This window comes from Streptomyces sp. RGM 3693, from assembly GCF_050471125.1.
In the GTDB taxonomy this organism is placed as follows: domain Bacteria; phylum Actinomycetota; class Actinomycetes; order Streptomycetales; family Streptomycetaceae; genus Streptomyces.
Window position 1 is genome coordinate 1,023,164 of record NZ_JBMPPQ010000003.1, and the last position, 16,145, is coordinate 1,039,308.

Below are 16,145 nucleotides of genomic sequence, written 5' to 3' on the forward strand. Positions count from 1 at the left end.
CGCGTGGACGGATCCAGCACGGCAGGTACGCCCTGCGGGACAAAGTTGGACACCCTTGCTGCGGGTACCGAAGAGTCAGCCGCCTGCGGCAAGCCGCGTGACCATCGTGTCCGTGGCTTTTCGACGCCGGACGGCTGGCACCGGCAGGCCGGGGTCCACGACTCAGCGAACGTGTACTACCCGTTCGCCAAGAACTGGTCGAACGTACGCGGTGCACGTCCGATCAGGTCCCGTACCACCGTCGTCACCCCGGACATCAAGCCCGCTGCCATGTCTGCGTAGAGCTGCAGAAGGTCATCCACGAACCAGCCGGGCAGCCCTTCCGCCCGTAGCCCCTCAGCCGCCTGCCGGCGCGTCAGATCGTGGAAGGGTACGGCGAGCTTCGCCGCGATCTCCTCGTGGGTCAGTGCCTCCGGTCCGGTCAGGGCATAGGTTTCGCCGTCCCTGATCGGGCCTGTCAGTAGCACGGCGGCACAGGCGGCGATGTCGTAGGCGTCGATGTACGCCACACGTCCCGCGCCATACGGGCCTGTCAGGGCGCGGCTGTGGGTGAAGCCGCCCTTGCCGGTGAAGAAGTTCTGCATGTAGCCGGTGGGCTGGAGCGACGACCACCTCAGCCCGGACGCCTTGAGGTGCCGCTCGATCTCCCAGTGCGCGCGTACGGAAAGCTTCGAGTCCGGACCGGGATGCCACGCCGATACCTTCACCACCCATGAGACCCCGGCGGCCCGTGCCGCGTCGATGACTGCGGTTTGCTGTCGAACCATCGGCTGCCGCCCAGGCACAGGGAGCGCGCCACCGCTGTTGAGCAGAAGGCGATCAACTCCTCGAAAGGCGGTCGCTATTGACGCTGGCTCGTCAAAGTCCCCCACGACGAACTCGCAGCCCAACTCCTTGCCCTTGCGCGCGTCCCGGACCAGCGCTCGAAACGGCACGTCCGCCTGCGCGAGCTCCCGCACCAGGTACCGGCCAATGGTGCCGGTCGCACCCGTTACAAGAATCATCCTGCTCCCCACCGTCCGAGGCATCACGAGTCCTCACCAACCTTACCGGAGGGCTCCTCCATTTATCCGGAAGTCGCACGCAGAGCGCGGGACACACCACCACCACCAAGCGCAGCTCTACGTCATTACTCATGGACAGTGGGGCTCGGAGCCACCGGGTTCGGTTTCACGCCTGACCGTCCACACCGTCCACGCCAGATGCCTCAGGTGGTCAAACCGGAGCTGGTCAGCCAGACGTCATGTCGATTCCGGCGTGCTTGACGGCCTCATGCGTGGCCGGGGTCATGCCAGCCCTCACCAAGATCGGGGCCCGCTGGTGCACCTCGCTGTGCGCACCGGCTGGTGAGCTGCGGTGCTGTGCCGCGAAGTCACCCCGGTCGTCATCGTCCGCATCCGGCGGATCCTGGCCTGGTGGCCCGCGCCGCGAGTGGCCGGGTGGCCACGGACGGCCCCCGGGCCCGAGGGGGCCGACGCCGGTGTGCGGTGGGACGGCTGGCTGGAGATCACGAGGCGCGGTGACCAGCTCGCCCAGAGGTACGTCCGTGAGGTACGTCCGTGAGGCGCGTCCGTGAGGTGCGCGGCCGCGTCGGCAGCGGCGGCTTGCCCTTCGGCGGCTGGGAGACCATCGCCCCCGGTCAGGAGCGGACGGCCAGATGGGTCAGCCGGCTGGAACCCTGCGGGCGCACCGCGGCGTTCGCACTCATCAACCTGGGCGGGAAGCCGTGGGGCGCCCAACGCTTCCTGGAACCCCGAACCCGCGCCCCCGTCCTCCGCCACCGCAACGGCACGGTGCGGGTGGCGAACGTACGCCCCCGCCCAGAAGGCGCCTGGTGACGGGCCGGCCGAGACACGGTCCTCCCCGGGCGGGCCCGTGCCGACAACGTCGACGAGGGCCCACCGGTCCCGGTGCGGTCACGGTGGGTGACGGGCCGTTCCGGGCCGGCGCGGGGCGGCCGAGCGGCGCCGACGACGGACACGAGGGGCGGCAGGGCAGCGGTACTGCCCGGGGAGTGTTAGAAATAGCAGCATGGCCGCAGGGTCCGGCCGATACCGGCGCGCAACAGTACGGTCACTGACCGAACGACGCCCGCAGAGTCTCGCGGGGCAGGTCTTCCTGCTGCAACTCACCGTCGGACTGCTGCTCGTCCTGGGTGCGCTGGCGGCGCTGCTGCTGACCTCGCGGCACGACGCCGAGGAGGAGGCCCGCAACCGCTCGGTGGCCGTCGCGGAGACGTTCGCCCACTCCCCCGGCGTCCAGACCGCGCTGAAGGCCCCGGATCCGTCGAAGATCTTGCAGCCCCTCACCGAGACGGCCCGCAAACGGGCTGACGTGGACTTCATCGTGGTGATGAACACCCACGGCATCCGCTACACCCACCCCAAGCCCCAGGAGATCGGCCACCGGTTCGTCGGCAACATCGGCCCGTCGCTGGCCGGCCGGGTCCGCGTCGAGAGCGTGCACGGGCCGCTCGGCCACGAGGTGCAGGCCATCGTGCCGATCACCGATTCGCGGGGTTCGGTCGTGGGCCTGGTCTCCGCGGGCATGAAGGTGGCGAGCGTGAGCCGGGCGATCGCCGGGCACCTCCCGGTGATCTTCGGCATCAGCGGCGCGGCACTGGCGCTCGCCACGGCCGCAACGGCGGTGATCACCACCAGACTGCGGCGCCAGACCCGCGGGCTGGGGACCGTCGAGATGAGCCGCATGTACGAACACCACGAGGCGGTGCTGCACGCCGTGCGGGAGGGCGTGGTCATCGTCAGTGCCACCGGCCGTGTGCTGCTGGCCAACGACGAGGCCAGACGGCTGCTCACGCTGCCCGAGGACGCCGAGGGGCAGGAGGTGTCCCAGCTGCCCGGCCTCGCCCCCGGGCTGGCCGGTCTCCTGGCGTCGGGCCGGGCCGCCACCGACGAGATCCACCAGGCGGGTGGCCGGCTCCTCGCGGTGAACCAGCGGCCCACCGACCGGCACGCCGCCGGCATGGGGACGGTCACCACCATTCGCGACTCCACGGAACTGCGGCTGCTCTCCGGCCGCGCCGAGGTCGCCCACGAGCGCCTGCGGCTGCTCTACGAGGCCGGCGTGAGCGTCGGCACCACCCTCGACGTCGCCCGGACCGCCGAGGAGCTCGCGGAGGTCGCGGTCCCGCGGTTCGCGGACTTCGTCACCGTCGATCTGGCGGCCCCGGTCCTGCGCGGCGACGAGCCGGCCGGGAGCGGCACCCAGCAGATGCGCCGCACCGCCGCACACGGCATCCGCGCCGACCACCCCTTCCTCCCCGCCGGCACGTCGATCACGTTCGTGGACGACACGCCCCAGGCCCGCGGGATGGCCAACGGCCACTCCCAGGTCGTCCCGAACCTGTCGACGACCCCCGCGTGGCAGTTGCAGGACCCGGAACGGGCCCGGAACGTCCTGGCGTGCGGCATCCACTCGCTGATCACCACCCCGCTCAAGGCCCGCGGCAACATCCTGGGCGTGGCCAACTTCTGGCGCGCGCAGGAATCGGAGCCCTTCGACGACGAGGACCGGTCGCTGGCCGAGGAGCTGGTGGCGCGCGCCGCGCTGAGCATCGACAACGCCCGGCGGTACACGCGGGAACACGCACTGGCAGTGACGCTGCAACGCAGCCTGCTGCCGCGCACCCTGCCCGAGCAGAGCGCCATGGAGGTGGCCCACCGCTATCTGCCCGCCCAGTCGGGGGTGAGCGGCGACTGGTTCGACGTCATCCCGCTGTCCGGCAGTCGGGTCGCGCTGGTCGTCGGGGACGTCGTCGGCCACGGACTGCACGCCGCGGCGACCATGGGACGGCTGCGCACCGCGGTGCACACGTTCTCCACCCTCGATCTCACGCCCGATGAGCTGCTGGGCCACCTCAACGACCTCGTCGACCAGATCGACCAGGAGGAGGCGGAGACCGGCAGCGACACCGGCATCACCGGCGCCACCTGCCTGTACGCGATCTACGATCCGGTCTCCCGGCGCTGCGACATGGCCCGGGCCGGCCATCCGCCGCCGGCGCTGGTCCACCCCGACGGCACCGTCGAGTTCCCGGACCTGCCGGCCTGCCCGCCGCTGGGGCTGGGCGGCGTGCCCTTCGAGACCACGGAGCTGCGCCTGCCCGAGGGCACCCAGATCGTCCTGTACACCGACGGGCTGATCGAGGAACGCACCCGGGACTTCGATGTGGGCATGGAGCTGCTGCGCGGGGCGCTGTCCCATCCGGGCCGGTCCCCGGAGGAGAACTGCCGGGCGGTGCTGGACCGCCTGCTCCCGGACCGTCCGCGGGACGACGTGGCGCTGCTGATCGCCCGCACCCGCGTACTCGGCCCGGACCGCGTCGCCACGTGGGACGTGCCGTTCGACCCCGCGGCCGTGGCGAGGATGCGCTCCAGCCTCTCCGACAAGCTCACCGAGTGGGGTCTGGACGAGCTCGCCTTCGCGACGGAGCTGGTGATCAGCGAGCTGATCACCAATGCGATCCGCTACGGCTCGCCGCCGGTGAAGGCCCGGCTGCTGCGCGACCGCAGCCTCGTCTGCGAGGTGGCCGACGGCAGCAACACCTCGCCCCACCTGCGGTACGCGGCGACGACGGACGAGGGCGGGCGCGGTCTGTTCCTGGTGGCCCAGCTCACCGAGCGCTGGGGCACCCGCTACACCCCGCAGGGCAAGGTCATCTGGGCGGAGCAACCCTTGCCCCCGAACGGCCCCGCCGGGTCCGACGGGTCCCCCGCCCGGTAGCCCCCACCACCCTGACGTCCCGCAACCACTCAACACCCTTCCCTCTCAAGGCAGTTGAGCAAGCAAGCCCCCGGCGACCCTGCGTGCCCCGTGCGCGCCCGCCGCGACGGCTCGCGACTCACCCCGACGGCCGGGTGGGCGTGCGCCGCGCCGCGGCGCTACCCATGCTGGACCGGGGCCGGCCCACGATCCGGTGGTGCACCCGCACGCACGGCGACCGGGCGCCCGATCACGTCGCGGAGGAGCGGGGAGTTCATGAGGCTTGTCGTTGATCTCAACCGGTGTCAGGGGTACGCCCAGTGCGCCTTCCTCGCACCGGACGTGTTCACCATGCACGGAGACGAGGCGCTGATGTACGACCCGCAGGCCGATGACGCGCAGCAGGAAAACGTGCGGAGGGCGGCGGACGCCTGCCCCGTGAAGGCCATCACCCTCGACTACGCGGACCTGGACGGGGCCGAGGGGAAAGCGGGTGCGTCCCGTGTCGATTAACGGGTATCTGGAGGCGTTCCGGCGCGAGGGGCGCATCGTCGTCGTCGGTGCGTCGCTGGCCGGCCTGCGGGCCGCCGAGACGCTGCGCGCGGAGGGTTTCGCGGGCACGCTCATCATGGTCGGCGACGAGTCCCACGAGCCGTACGACCGGCCGCCGCTGTCCAAGCAGGTCCTGCTGGGCAAGGTGCCGGCCGATCACACACGCTTGCCGAGGCGGCGCCCGATCGACGCGCAGTGGCGGCTCGGGACAGCGGCCACCGGACTCGATCTGGCGGGCAAGCGGGTGCGGCTCGCCGACGGCGACGCGCTCGACTACGACCGGCTGCTGATCACGACCGGGGTCCGGGCCCGCCCGTGGCCGCACGAGCTGGAGGCCGACCTGGACGGGGTGTTCGTGCTGCGCACCCAGGACGACGCCGTGCAACTGCACCGCCGGCTGACGGCCGGTCCGCACCGGGTGCTGGTGATCGGGGCCGGCTTCACCGGCTCGGAGATCGCGTCCGCCTGCCGTGAGCGGGGCGTACCGGTCACCGTGGCGGAACGCGGGGCGGCCCCGCTGGTGGGCGCGCTCGGCGGGGTGGTCGGCGAGGTGGCCGCGGAACTCCAGCGCGCGCACGACGTCGACCTGCGGTGCGGGGTCCAGGTCACCGGGCTGGAAGGGGACTCCGCCAGCCGGGTGCGCAAGGCGCACTTCTCGGACGGCAGCGCGGTCGAGGCGGAGGTCGTGGTCGTCGCGCTGGGCGCCACCCGCAACACCGAATGGCTCGCGGACTCCGGGCTGGGCGCCGGCCCGCGGGGTATCGCCTGCGACGCCGGGTGCCGCGCCTTCGACGTACGGGGCATCGTCACGGACGACGTGTTCGTCGCCGGTGACGTGGCCCGCTCACCGCATCCGCTCTTCGGCTACCAGTTCCTGTCGCTGGAGCACTGGGGCAACGCGGTCGCACAGGCGGAGGTCGCGGCCCACAACATGGTCAGTGCCAGTGCAGAGCGGCGACCGCATCTGTGGATGCCGTCCTTCTGGTCCGCGCAGTTCGGGGTGAACATCAAGTCCGTCGGCGTGCCGCCGATGGCCGACCAGATCATCGTCACCCAGGGGTCACTCGCCGAGCACCGCTTCACCGCGGCCTACGGCCACCAGGGGCGGGTCATCGCCGCGGTCACCTTCGACCAGGCGAAGTGGCTGGACTTCTACGAACGGCAGATCGAGCAGGCCGCGCCGTTCCCGCCCGCGTTCGCCACCGTCGACCGGCGCCCGGAAGGACTCCAGCCGGTCCCGGCCGGCTTCCCGGACCCCTCGCAGCCCAGCCACGGGCCCACCGTCACCCTCAGCGGGTATTCCCCGACCGACCGGCGCGTCTCGTTCACCCCGCGACGCGCCTGACCCGGGTACGCCGACACGTCGCCTCCGGCCGCAGCACCTTGGAAGGAATCCCCCATGACGTCGGTCGCACTCCTGCACCGGATCCTCGACTACGCCAACCGTCCCGACCCGTACCCGCTCTACGCCGAGCTCCGCAGGACGCCGGTGGTGCGCGATGCGGCGGGTCCCTATCTGGTCAGCACCTATTGGGAGATCAAGGGTCTGCTCCACGACCCTCGGGTCAGTTCCGACTCGCGCAATCTGACGCCCGAGGCGGCCGAGGCCACCGGGCAGGACCAGGATCCCAACCTGCCGCCGTCGTTCCTCCGGCTCGATCCGCCGGAGCACGACCGGCTGCGCCGGCTGGCCATGCGCCCGTTCGGTCCGCCGCACACCCCGCGCCGGGTGTTCGACATGCACGGCGAGCTGGCCGGGATCGTCTCCGGGCTCATCGACGGCCTGCGCGGACGCGACACGATCGATCTCGTCGACGACGTGTCCTACCCGTTCCCCGTCACCGTGATCTGCCGGATCCTGGGCGTCCCGCGCGAGGACGAGTCGCACTTCCACGAGTGGGCCGACACCATCGCCGCCGGCCTCGACCCGGTCGGTACGGCCGAGGAACGCGCGGCCAGGGCGCAGGCCGTCCGGCAGGCCCGGGTCGACCTCGCGGGCTATCTCGCCGGGCTGATCGAGGAGCGTCGGCGGGCTCCCCGGGACGACATGTTGTCCGCCATGGCAGCCGACCACGGCCCGGACGGACAGATGTCGCCGGTGGAGATGATCACCACCTCGGTGCTGCTGCTGATCGCCGGCCACGAGACCACGGTCAACCTCATCACCAACGGGATGCTCACGCTGATGCGGAACCCGGATGTGCTCCAGCGGTTGCGTGCCGAGCCCGACCTGGTGGTGCCGCTGGTCGAGGAGTTGCTGCGGTTCGAGCCGCCCGTGCAGATGCTGCCGCAGCGCACGACACTGGCCGACATCGACGTCGCCGGGACCGTCATCCCCAAGGGCGCGTCGCTCTACCTCATGGTGGCCTCCGGCAACCGGGACCCGCAGCGCTTCACCGATCCCGACCGGTTGGTCCCCGACCGCCCCGACAACCAGCACCTGGGCTTCGGCCACGGTCTGCACAGCTGCTTCGGCGCTCCGCTCGCCCGGCTGGAGGCACAGCTCGCGCTGACCGAACTCGTCCGCCGGCTCGACGACCCGCAACTGGTCGAGGATCCGCCCCCGTACCGGCAGAACGCGGTCCTACGCGGTCCCCGGCACCTGCCGCTCACCATCGCCGGGGTCAGGGACTGAGCCGTCCGTGCGGGCCGTCCCACCCGGACGTGTCGTCACGCTGCCGGTCCAGGGCGTCGTCCAAGGTGGTGGCCGCCATGATGAGGGACAGGTGGGTGAACGCCTGCGGGAAGTTGCCCAACTGCTCGCCGCTGGGGCCGATTTCCTCCGCGAACAGGCCGACGTGGTTGGCGTAGGTCTGCATCTTCTCGAAGGCGTAGCGCGCCTGGCGGAGCCGGCCGGCCCGGGCCAGGGCGTCGACGTAGAGGAAGGTGCACATGCTGAAGGTGCCTTCGGAGCCGCGCAGGCCGTCGGGGGAGGCGAGCGGGTCGTAGCGGTAGACGAGGCTGTCCGACACCAGGGTGCGTTCGATCGCGTCCAGCGTGGACAACCAACTCTCCGTCTCGGGTGCCAGGAAGCCCACGCGCGGGAGCAGCAGCAGTGCGGCGTCGAGCACCGCGCCGTCGTAGTGCTGGACGAGCGCCTTTTGCCGCGGGTCCCAGCCGCGCTGCATCACCTGTTCCAGGATCGCGTCGCGGGCGGCGGTCCATCCGACGGTGTTGGCGGGCCGGCTGTATGCGGCCGCCAGGCGCAGTCCCCGGTCGAAGGCCACCCACGACATCATCCGGCTGAAGGTGAAGTTCTGGCGCCCGCCGCGGGTCTCCCAGATGCCTTCGTCGGGGCGGTCCCAGGAGTCGGCGAGCCAGTCCAGGGTCCGGGCGAGGTTCTTCCAGCCGTGGTAGCCGGCCCGCATGGCGATCTCGCGCCCCTCTGACAGGGCGTAGAGCGCCTCGCCGTAGATGTCGAGTTGCAGTTGGTCGGTGGCGGCGTTGCCGACGCGTACCGGAGCCGAACCGCGGTAGCCCTCCAGGTGGGACAGGACCTCCTCGGGGAGGTCGGGGTCCCCGTCCACCCGGTACATGATCTGGAGCGGTTCGCCGAAGTCGCCCTCCGGGGGCTGGAGGCGGTCCCCCAGCCAGCGGGTGAACTGTGCCGCCTCCTCGACGAATCCCAGGTCGAGGAGGGCCCGCACGGACAGTGATCCGTCGCGGACCCAGGTGTACCGGTAGTCCCAGTTGCGTTCGCCGCCCACCTGCTCGGGCAGCCCCATGGTGGCCGCGGCGACCGGTGCCCCGGTGGGGGCGTAGGTGAGCAGTTTGAGGGTGATCGCCGAGCGGTGCACGACGCCCGGCCACCGGCCCCGGTACCGGGAGGTGCGCACCCAGCGCTGCCAGAACTCCACGACCTCCCAGAAGCGCTCCACCACGGCGTCCAGGGTCAGCGGCGGCGGGGCCGGTGCGTTCGGTGACGCGTCGACGGTGAGGACGGCCGCGGCCCGCTGTCCGGAGTGCAGGGTGACGGCGCCCCGCACGTCGGCGCCGTCGCGGTGCAGCGGGAAGGTGCTCTGGAGGTGTGCGGTGCTGCCCGGCGCCCGGAAGGTGGCGGTGCCGTCCCGCAGGTCGCAGGTGTGGGCGGCCCGGGCGTAGTCGAAGCGCGGTCGGCACTCCAGGACGAAGCGGACCGTACCGCGGACCGCTCGGGCGCCTCGGATCAGCACGTGCCGGTCGGACGGCGTGCCGGTGCGGTCCGGCGGCATGCAGTCGAAAACCTCGCCGACGCCGTCGGGGGACATGAACCGGGTCACGAGTACCGCGGTGTCCGGGTAGTAGAGCTGTTTGCAGGTGCTGCCCCGGTCTTCTGGGGCGAAGCGGAAGTGGCCCCCGCGGTCGTGGTCGAGCAGTGCGGCGAAGACGCTCGGCGAGTCGAACCGGGGCGCCGCGAACCAGTCGACGACCCCCTCGGACGAGATCAGCGCGGCGGTCTGCAGGTCCCCGACGACGCCGTGATCCGCGATGGCTGGGTACCGTTCCATGATCATCCCGCTTCCGTGGGGCGCGTACCTCCACTGTCCGCCCCCGCCGACGGGCACGCGAAGGCGGCGCCCCCGGGCCGGTTCGCCCCGTGTGGGGCTCAGGCCCCCGCTGCCGCGGCCGGCCCCGATGGGCCGCCGTTCCGGTTGCTGCGCAGCGTGACCACGAAGACGTGGCTGCTGACGGCCAGCATCCACAGCGGGAAGACGACTTCGAGGTGGCTGGTGCCGCCGACGGCGAAGAGCAGCACCAGCGCGACCAGATAGCCCAGCCACACCAACCAGCGGGGAAAGATGCCGAGCCCGCGCCCGATGGTCGTGGTCGACACCACGAACACGGCGGCCATCCGCGTGGCGTAGCTGGTCAGCAGCTCCAGGACGAGGTGGCGTCCGTACTGCCAGAGCACCCGCTCCGCCGCCGAGGCCGAGGTCGACACGTCCGTCACCGCCAGGAGGCTGCCGGCGGTCGCGGCGAGGACGAACAGCATGGCCACGAAGAGCAGCCCGCTGCCGAGGAACAAGGTCGCGAAGAACCGGTCCTCGGCCTCGCCGACGAAGTCCCGGACCGCGCCCATGAACCACAGGAAGAAGATCCCGGCGAACGGCAGCAGGGCCAGTGCGGTGCGCAGGAATTCGCGCTGGGAGGTGTCACGGATCCAGTCGACGGCCTCCTCGGGGTGCTCGGGCACCGCCAGGCGCACGAGGAGGATGGCCGCGCCCAGCAGCACCGCGGAGACGATCCCGGCCACCGCCGCGACCCGCGGCGTCCGCAACCCCTGGGCCGGTGCCGTTGCCCCGTCGGTCGTTCGCATCACGTTCTCCCGCTGCTCGTCACTGGCTGCACCCGGCACGGCCGCACGACCGCACGGCATGCGGGCCGACCGGCTCAGCGAACCGGCCGGCGCACCGGACCGACCGGCGCACCGGCAGTTTCCGAAAACGCCTGACTGCCAGTTGTACGACCCGGCGACGCACCGCACCGATTCACCCGGGCCACTCGGGTGAGCACCCCGACCGCGCTCCGGCAGCGGCGGCGCGCACGGTCCGGAACCGCCGCGTCGCACCCGGTGCGGGCCCGCCCGGCGCCGTACGGGAGGGCCGGAGACCTCGTGTGGCAGTGCCGGGCCGGCCTTGCCACGCTGGGAGGTGCCGGCCGTCCCGGCGGACGCCGGTTCGGCGCGAGCCCCGCGCCGCGGGCCGCCTCTCGGTGCGGCGGGATGACCGTCCTGGTAGGGAGCGTGATGCCTCCGGCCGATGCCTTCGGGACCGTGCCGGACCGTGGCGGACCGCCACGGTCCGGGCCGCCGACCGCCCGTGCGTCACCACCCCCCGATGCCCCCGCGCCCCCGATGACGTACGCCGGGGAACCGCTCCTCACCGCGAAGTTCGTGCCCCCGGAGCGCCCGCACGCCTACGTCCACCGGCAGCGGCTGACCGACCGGCTCGCGACGGCCGCGACCGGTCCCCTCACCCTGATCACCGGTCCCGCGGGGGCCGGCAAGACCACCCTCGCCGCCTCCTGGGCCCGCACCGGCCCGCTCCCCGGCCCGCTCGTCTGGCTCACCCTCGACTCCTGCGAAAGCGCTCCCGGTGACTTCTGGGCGTACGTGCTGGAGGGCTTCCGGCGGACGCTGCGGACGACGCCACGGGAGCCCGCCGGCCACCGGGGATCCGGCGGTCTCCCGGTGGCCGGCCGCGTCGAGCACTCCCGCCTCATCCACCTCGCGGCGCTACTGGAACGGCTGCCCCGGCCCCCGGTGCTGGTCCTCGACGGCTTCGACCGGGTGCACGCCCGGGAGGTGGCGGTGGACCTGGAATTCCTGCTGGCGCACGCCGGGCCGGGGCTGCGCCTGGTGCTGACCAGCCGGGTGGATCCCCTGCTGCCGCTCCACCGCTACCGGGCCGAGGACCGGCTCGCCGAGATCCGCGCCGCCGACCTGGCCTTCACCCCGTACGAGGCCGCGGCGCTGCTGGACCGGCACCGGCTGAGCCCGACGCCCGCCACGGTCGGCCTGCTCACCCGCCGCACGGAGGGCTGGGCCGCCGGGCTGCGGCTGTGCGCCCTGGCCATGCAGCAGTCCGGCAATGCGGATGCGGTCGCCCGGTCCTTCGCCGCCTCGCCGCACGCCGTCGCCGACTACCTCCTCACCGAAGTCCTCGACTCCCAACCCGCCGCCCTCCGCGACCTGTTGCTGCAGCTGAGCGTCCTCGACCACGTCCACCCCGACCTCGCCCGGGCCCTGACCGGTCGTCCGGACACCGCCGAGCTGCTGGACCGGCTCGTCCGCCACAACGTCTTCGTGACGCGGCTGCCGGGCACCGTGTGGTGCCGCCTCCACCCGCTGTTCGCCCAGGTCCTCCAGGCACAGCTGCACCACCGGCGCCCGGGCCTGGCCCCGCAGCTCCACCACCGCGCCGCCCGCTGGTTCGCCGCCGCCGGCGATGCCGACCGGGCCGTCGGTCATGCGGCCGCGGCCGGCGACTGGCGTTACGGGGCCGACGAGGCCGTACGGACCCTGCTGCTCGGGCGACTGCTCACCGCCTCGGGGAGCGAGGGGCTGCACCGGCTCCTCTCCCGTATGCCCGCGGACGTGCCGGGCGCCGGCCCGGCCCTCGTAGCGGGCGCCTGCGCCCTGTACCGGCTCGATGCCGCCGGCTGCCGCGAACGGCTCACCGCGGCCGCCCGCCAGATGGGCGGCGGCGGCAGCGGCCGCACCCCGGAGACCGCACTCGTCCACGCCCTGCTCAGCCTGGTCTGCGCACCGCTCGCGCCCGGGCAGGACGACCGCGGGCTGCGCCAACGCGCGAACGAGGCGGCCCGGCAGGTCGGCGCGCTGATGGAGCGGGTACCCCGGCCGCTGGTCGAGCAGCATCCGGAGCTGGCGGCGCTGCGGTGTGCGGGACTGGCCCACGTCCTGTTGCGCACCGGGGAACTCGACGCGGCACGGCGCTACTTCACCCGGGCCACCGGACCCGACGACGGCCCGCACGACGACCGCGGGGCCGGCCGGTTGCGGCACACCGCACTGGGCCTCCTCGCCGTCACCGAGGGCCTCCGCGGCGAGCTCACGGCGGCGACCGACCACGCCACCGCAGCGCTGGCACTCGCGGACCGTGCCGGCATTCCACCGCACCGCCGCTCCGGCGCCGGCCACCTGGCGCTGGCCATCGTGGCGCACGGGCGCGGCGCCCACCAGGACGCGCAACGGCACCTCACGCGCGCCGAGCAGTGCCCCGACACCCGCCTCGACCCGACGCTGCACGTCGAGTGCGCCCTGCTGCGGGCCCGCCGCCACCTCGTCCGCGGCCGGTGGGAGGCCGCCCGGAGCGCGCTGGACGACGGTGGTCCGGCGCCCTCGGCATGGTCCGCGGAGCGGCTGGCCGCGGCCCGGTCCGCCGTCGCGCTGGCACGCGGGGACACCGCGGCGGCCCTCGCCGTCGCACCCACCGGAACCGGCGGCACCGCCCCCGCCGCCCTCGCCCGGGCCCGCGCGCACCTGGCCGCCGGTCACCCCGACCGGGCCCTGCGGGACCTCGACCCCCTCGACTACGCGGCACTGTCCCGACCCGACCGGATCGGATCCCTGCTGGTCAGGGCCCATGCCGCGGTCCTGACCGGGGTACCGGCCACGGCCCGCGAGCTGCTCGCCCGGGCACTGGACGCCGCACGGCCCGAGCAGCTGCGCGCCCCGTTCACCGAGGCCGGGCCCTGGCTGCGCGTACTCCTGGACGGCACCGGTGACCGGACCGGGTCGGCCACCGGGCACATCTGGTTCGGCGTCCGATGGGGCGACGGCCGGACCGCCGCGGGCGCGCCCTACCTCGTCGAACCGCTGAGCGGCCGCGAGCGGCAGGTCCTCGCCGGTGCCGCGCGACTGCTCTCCGCGGACGAGATCGCCGAGGAGCTGTGCCTCTCCCCCAACACCGTCAAGACGCACCTGAAGACCATCTACCGCAAGCTCGGCGTCTCCCGCCGCCGCGAGGCGGTCGACCGTGGCCGGGAACTCCATCTGCTGTGAGGCCCCGGACCCGCTGCCGGCCGGCCCCGGTCCGGTCGCGCCGGACGCCCGCGTCACCTCGCACGGGTGATGTCCGCCCGGCCCACGGACCCCAGCATGAAAGGGCTACGGACCACGGAGGAGGGTGATCCGGCATGCGCTACGAGTTCCGGGTCACCGGCCGCGTCTCGCCCTCCCTGGCCGGGGAGTTCCCCGAACTGGACACGGTGCCCGTCCCGGAGCAGACGGTGCTCTTCGGCTCCGTCTCCGACGAGGCGCACCTGTACGGCCTGCTGCTCAGGTTCCAGGACCTCGGCCTGCACGTCGAGGAGGTGCGACGACTGCCGGAATGACCGTCCGCTGCGCACGCTCCTCGGCGACCGGCCGCCGGTGGTCGGCCCGGTCGTCCTCGTCCCCGTCCTGGCGCGGCTCGCCGTCCCGGCCGCGGCGGCCGGGCCTCGAATCACCCGTATCAGGTGGTGCCCCCTGAGGCACCGGGCGGTGTGCTGGAGGACGGAGGGCGGCACCCCTCCGCGTAACGGTACCGAGAAGAGGAGAGAGCGATGGTCGGTCACCTGAACCTGGCTTACGACTACCCGGTGCTCGGCGCCTTCTGGACCGCGATGTGGGTCTTCCTGTGGATCATGTGGGTCATCCTGCTCTTCCGCGTCGTGTTGGACATCTTCCGCGACGACACGATGAGCGGCTGGGCCAAGACCGGATGGCTCATCTTCGTCCTGGTGCTGCCCTTCCTCGGCGTCTTCGTCTACGTCATCGCCCGGGGCCGGGAGATGGGCGGCCGCGAACGGCAGCACGCCCGGGCCCAGCAGGAGCAGGTCGAGCGGTACATCCGGGAAACCGCGGGCGCCGGGGCCGGCACCAGCGAAGTGGAACAGCTCGCCAAGCTCTCCGAAATCCGCGCCCGGGGCGACATCACCGACGAGGAGTTCGCCCGCGCCAAGGAGAAGATCCTGCACTGAGCGAAGACCCTGCACCGACCACCGCGGCCCGCCCCTGGTCGGGTAGGCCGCTCAGCGGCGGAGCAGTCGGGCGAAGTACCCGGTGCGCTCCGGGCCGGCGTACCGCAGCAGTGCGCCCAGCCCGTTGTCCAACACCAGTTGCCCGTGCGGCACCACGACCAGCCCCGCGCCCGTCCGCACCGCCGCCCGGATCACCGCGGCCCGAGCGGGCCCGCCACGGAAGCCGAGCGCACCGTACGGCTCCAGATCCGTGTCCGACGGATCGACCAGCGTCGCCCCTGCGCTCACCGGGAGTTGCTCCGGGAAGCGCAGCGGGACGTTGAGCAGCAGGGTGCCGACCTGGGAACGCCGCAGCGCGGCCACGACGTCGGGCAGGCCCTCGACGGCGCCGTGCCGGCTGGTCCGGCGGGCCCGGAACAAGTCGAGCCGGCCCCGGTCCGTCATCCGCAGCTGCCCCCGGAACGCCGCGGAGAGGTCGTGCTCCATCAGCGCCCGGCCCTCCGGGGCTGGATATCCGTCGCCACCGCTGGTGACCATGCGCTTGCGCCAGCGTACGGACAGGTGGTCGGCCAGCGCGTTGCGGGCCCAGGTGATCCCGCTGAGCACGATCGTCTCGGCGCCGGTACTACGGGCCAGTTCGGCGATGCCGTCGGCGACTTGCCCGGCCCCGTCGAGCCAGCCCACGGCGGGGCCGCTCATCCGGTGGCAGACGCCCGGCGCGACGGCGCTGCTCGGCCACGTCCCGGCCTGGTACGCCACCTCCAGTTCGTCGCGGTACGCCGCCTCCACTTCGTCCGGGGGCGCCGCCGGCGGGCCCGGGCGGCTGTGCACGGTGGCGGCGACGTAGCGGATGTCCGGCGCGTGCTGCACCGCCAGCGGCATCAGGTCGGGCAGCGCGGTGAACGTGGCCTCGTCGCGCACCGGCGGCTCGGGCAGTTCCTCGGTCAGGACCACCCGCCCATGGCTGGCGACGATCGCCTGTCCGTGCCGGCCGGCGATGTCCCGGTCACACCCCGCGACGGCGGCCACGGCCTCCACCGTGGCGGCGTCGGCGCCCTGTTCCGCGAGCGTCTCGCAGACCCGCCGTCTGCGGAGCGCCATCGCCCGGTCCGGCTCCATGGTGTTGCGTGACGTGTCGAGATAGGCGCAGACGTACGGTCCCCCGCTCGCGTACACCGCATTCAGGAAGGCCAGTTCCACGATGCCTCCACCCTCAGCGACGTTCCCACTCGCTCCTGGTCCTGCCCCCTCCCCCAGTACAGCCCGAAGGGAACCGCCCCGCGCGCCGAGGGCGGTCCTCGGCGCGCACGATCGGGCCGGAGCTGGTCTGCTGGAGGGCGGGGGCCGTCGCGCGCTCCGGGCCCGCCGGGCGTGCCGAGGAGAGCGCCCCCGTCGACCCTCCCGATCGA

Annotated in this window: 12 protein-coding genes; 8 read left to right on the forward strand and 4 right to left on the reverse strand. The window is 73.0% G+C overall.

Annotation, left to right across the window (positions count from 1 at the left end; translation table 11 throughout):
- Positions 1-176: 176 nt before the first annotated feature.
- Positions 177-1,004, reverse strand: a complete 828-nt coding sequence (locus ACO0M4_RS32835; RefSeq protein ID WP_430374714.1) for an SDR family oxidoreductase — start codon at positions 1,002-1,004, stop codon at positions 177-179.
- A gap of 555 nt (positions 1,005-1,559) precedes the next feature.
- Between ACO0M4_RS32835 and ACO0M4_RS32840 the strand changes: the two genes are divergently transcribed.
- From ACO0M4_RS32840 to ACO0M4_RS32860, 5 genes are all read left to right on the forward strand, one after another.
- Positions 1,560-1,838, forward strand: a complete 279-nt coding sequence (locus ACO0M4_RS32840) for a hypothetical protein (RefSeq protein ID WP_430374715.1) — start codon at positions 1,560-1,562, stop codon at positions 1,836-1,838.
- 193 nt (positions 1,839-2,031) lie between these two features.
- Entirely contained in the window at positions 2,032-4,743 is a 2,712-nt protein-coding gene (locus ACO0M4_RS32845) for a SpoIIE family protein phosphatase (protein WP_430374716.1), read from the forward strand.
- A 255-nt stretch (positions 4,744-4,998) separates the two neighbouring features.
- Positions 4,999-5,235 (forward strand): ferredoxin, encoded by a 237-nt coding sequence (locus ACO0M4_RS32850; protein WP_430374717.1) that lies wholly within the window; start codon positions 4,999-5,001, stop codon positions 5,233-5,235.
- Positions 5,225-6,619 carry an NAD(P)/FAD-dependent oxidoreductase gene (locus ACO0M4_RS32855; RefSeq protein ID WP_430374718.1) on the forward strand — a complete coding sequence of 465 codons (1,395 nt, stop codon included), beginning with the start codon at positions 5,225-5,227 and terminating at the stop codon, positions 6,617-6,619. Before ACO0M4_RS32850 ends, ACO0M4_RS32855 begins: the two co-directional genes overlap by 11 nt.
- A 54-nt stretch (positions 6,620-6,673) precedes the next feature.
- Positions 6,674-7,909 (forward strand): cytochrome P450, encoded by a 1,236-nt coding sequence (locus tag ACO0M4_RS32860; RefSeq protein WP_430374719.1) that lies wholly within the window; start codon positions 6,674-6,676, stop codon positions 7,907-7,909.
- Here ACO0M4_RS32860 and ACO0M4_RS32865 read toward each other — a convergent pair.
- Together ACO0M4_RS32865 and ACO0M4_RS32870 are read right to left on the reverse strand one after the other, a co-directional pair.
- Positions 7,899-9,761: a glycoside hydrolase family 15 protein gene (locus tag ACO0M4_RS32865; RefSeq protein ID WP_430374720.1), complete on the reverse strand. Its 1,863-nt coding sequence runs from the start codon at positions 9,759-9,761 to the stop codon at positions 7,899-7,901. The two genes, ACO0M4_RS32860 and ACO0M4_RS32865, sit on opposite strands and share 11 nt — an antisense overlap.
- Before the next feature lie 98 nt (positions 9,762-9,859).
- Entirely contained in the window at positions 9,860-10,570 is a 711-nt protein-coding gene (locus ACO0M4_RS32870) for a hypothetical protein (RefSeq protein ID WP_430374721.1), read from the reverse strand.
- Between the two features lie 537 nt (positions 10,571-11,107).
- On the opposite strand from ACO0M4_RS32870, the gene ACO0M4_RS32875 reads away from it, so the two are divergent.
- From ACO0M4_RS32875 to ACO0M4_RS32885, 3 genes are all read left to right on the forward strand, one after another.
- Complete coding sequence (locus ACO0M4_RS32875; RefSeq protein WP_430374722.1) at positions 11,108-13,777, forward strand: LuxR C-terminal-related transcriptional regulator; 2,670 nt, start codon at positions 11,108-11,110, stop codon at positions 13,775-13,777.
- 134 nt (positions 13,778-13,911) lie between these two features.
- A complete protein-coding gene (locus ACO0M4_RS32880; RefSeq protein ID WP_430374723.1) occupies positions 13,912-14,109 on the forward strand; it encodes a hypothetical protein in 198 nt (65 codons plus the stop codon).
- A 210-nt stretch (positions 14,110-14,319) separates the two neighbouring features.
- A complete protein-coding gene (locus ACO0M4_RS32885; RefSeq protein WP_430374724.1) occupies positions 14,320-14,736 on the forward strand; it encodes an SHOCT domain-containing protein in 417 nt (138 codons plus the stop codon).
- A gap of 51 nt (positions 14,737-14,787) precedes the next feature.
- Here the strand turns inward: ACO0M4_RS32885 and ACO0M4_RS32890 are convergent, their stop codons facing one another.
- Positions 14,788-15,936 (reverse strand): hypothetical protein, encoded by a 1,149-nt coding sequence (locus ACO0M4_RS32890; RefSeq protein WP_430374725.1) that lies wholly within the window; start codon positions 15,934-15,936, stop codon positions 14,788-14,790.
- Positions 15,937-16,145: the final 209 nt, after the last annotated feature.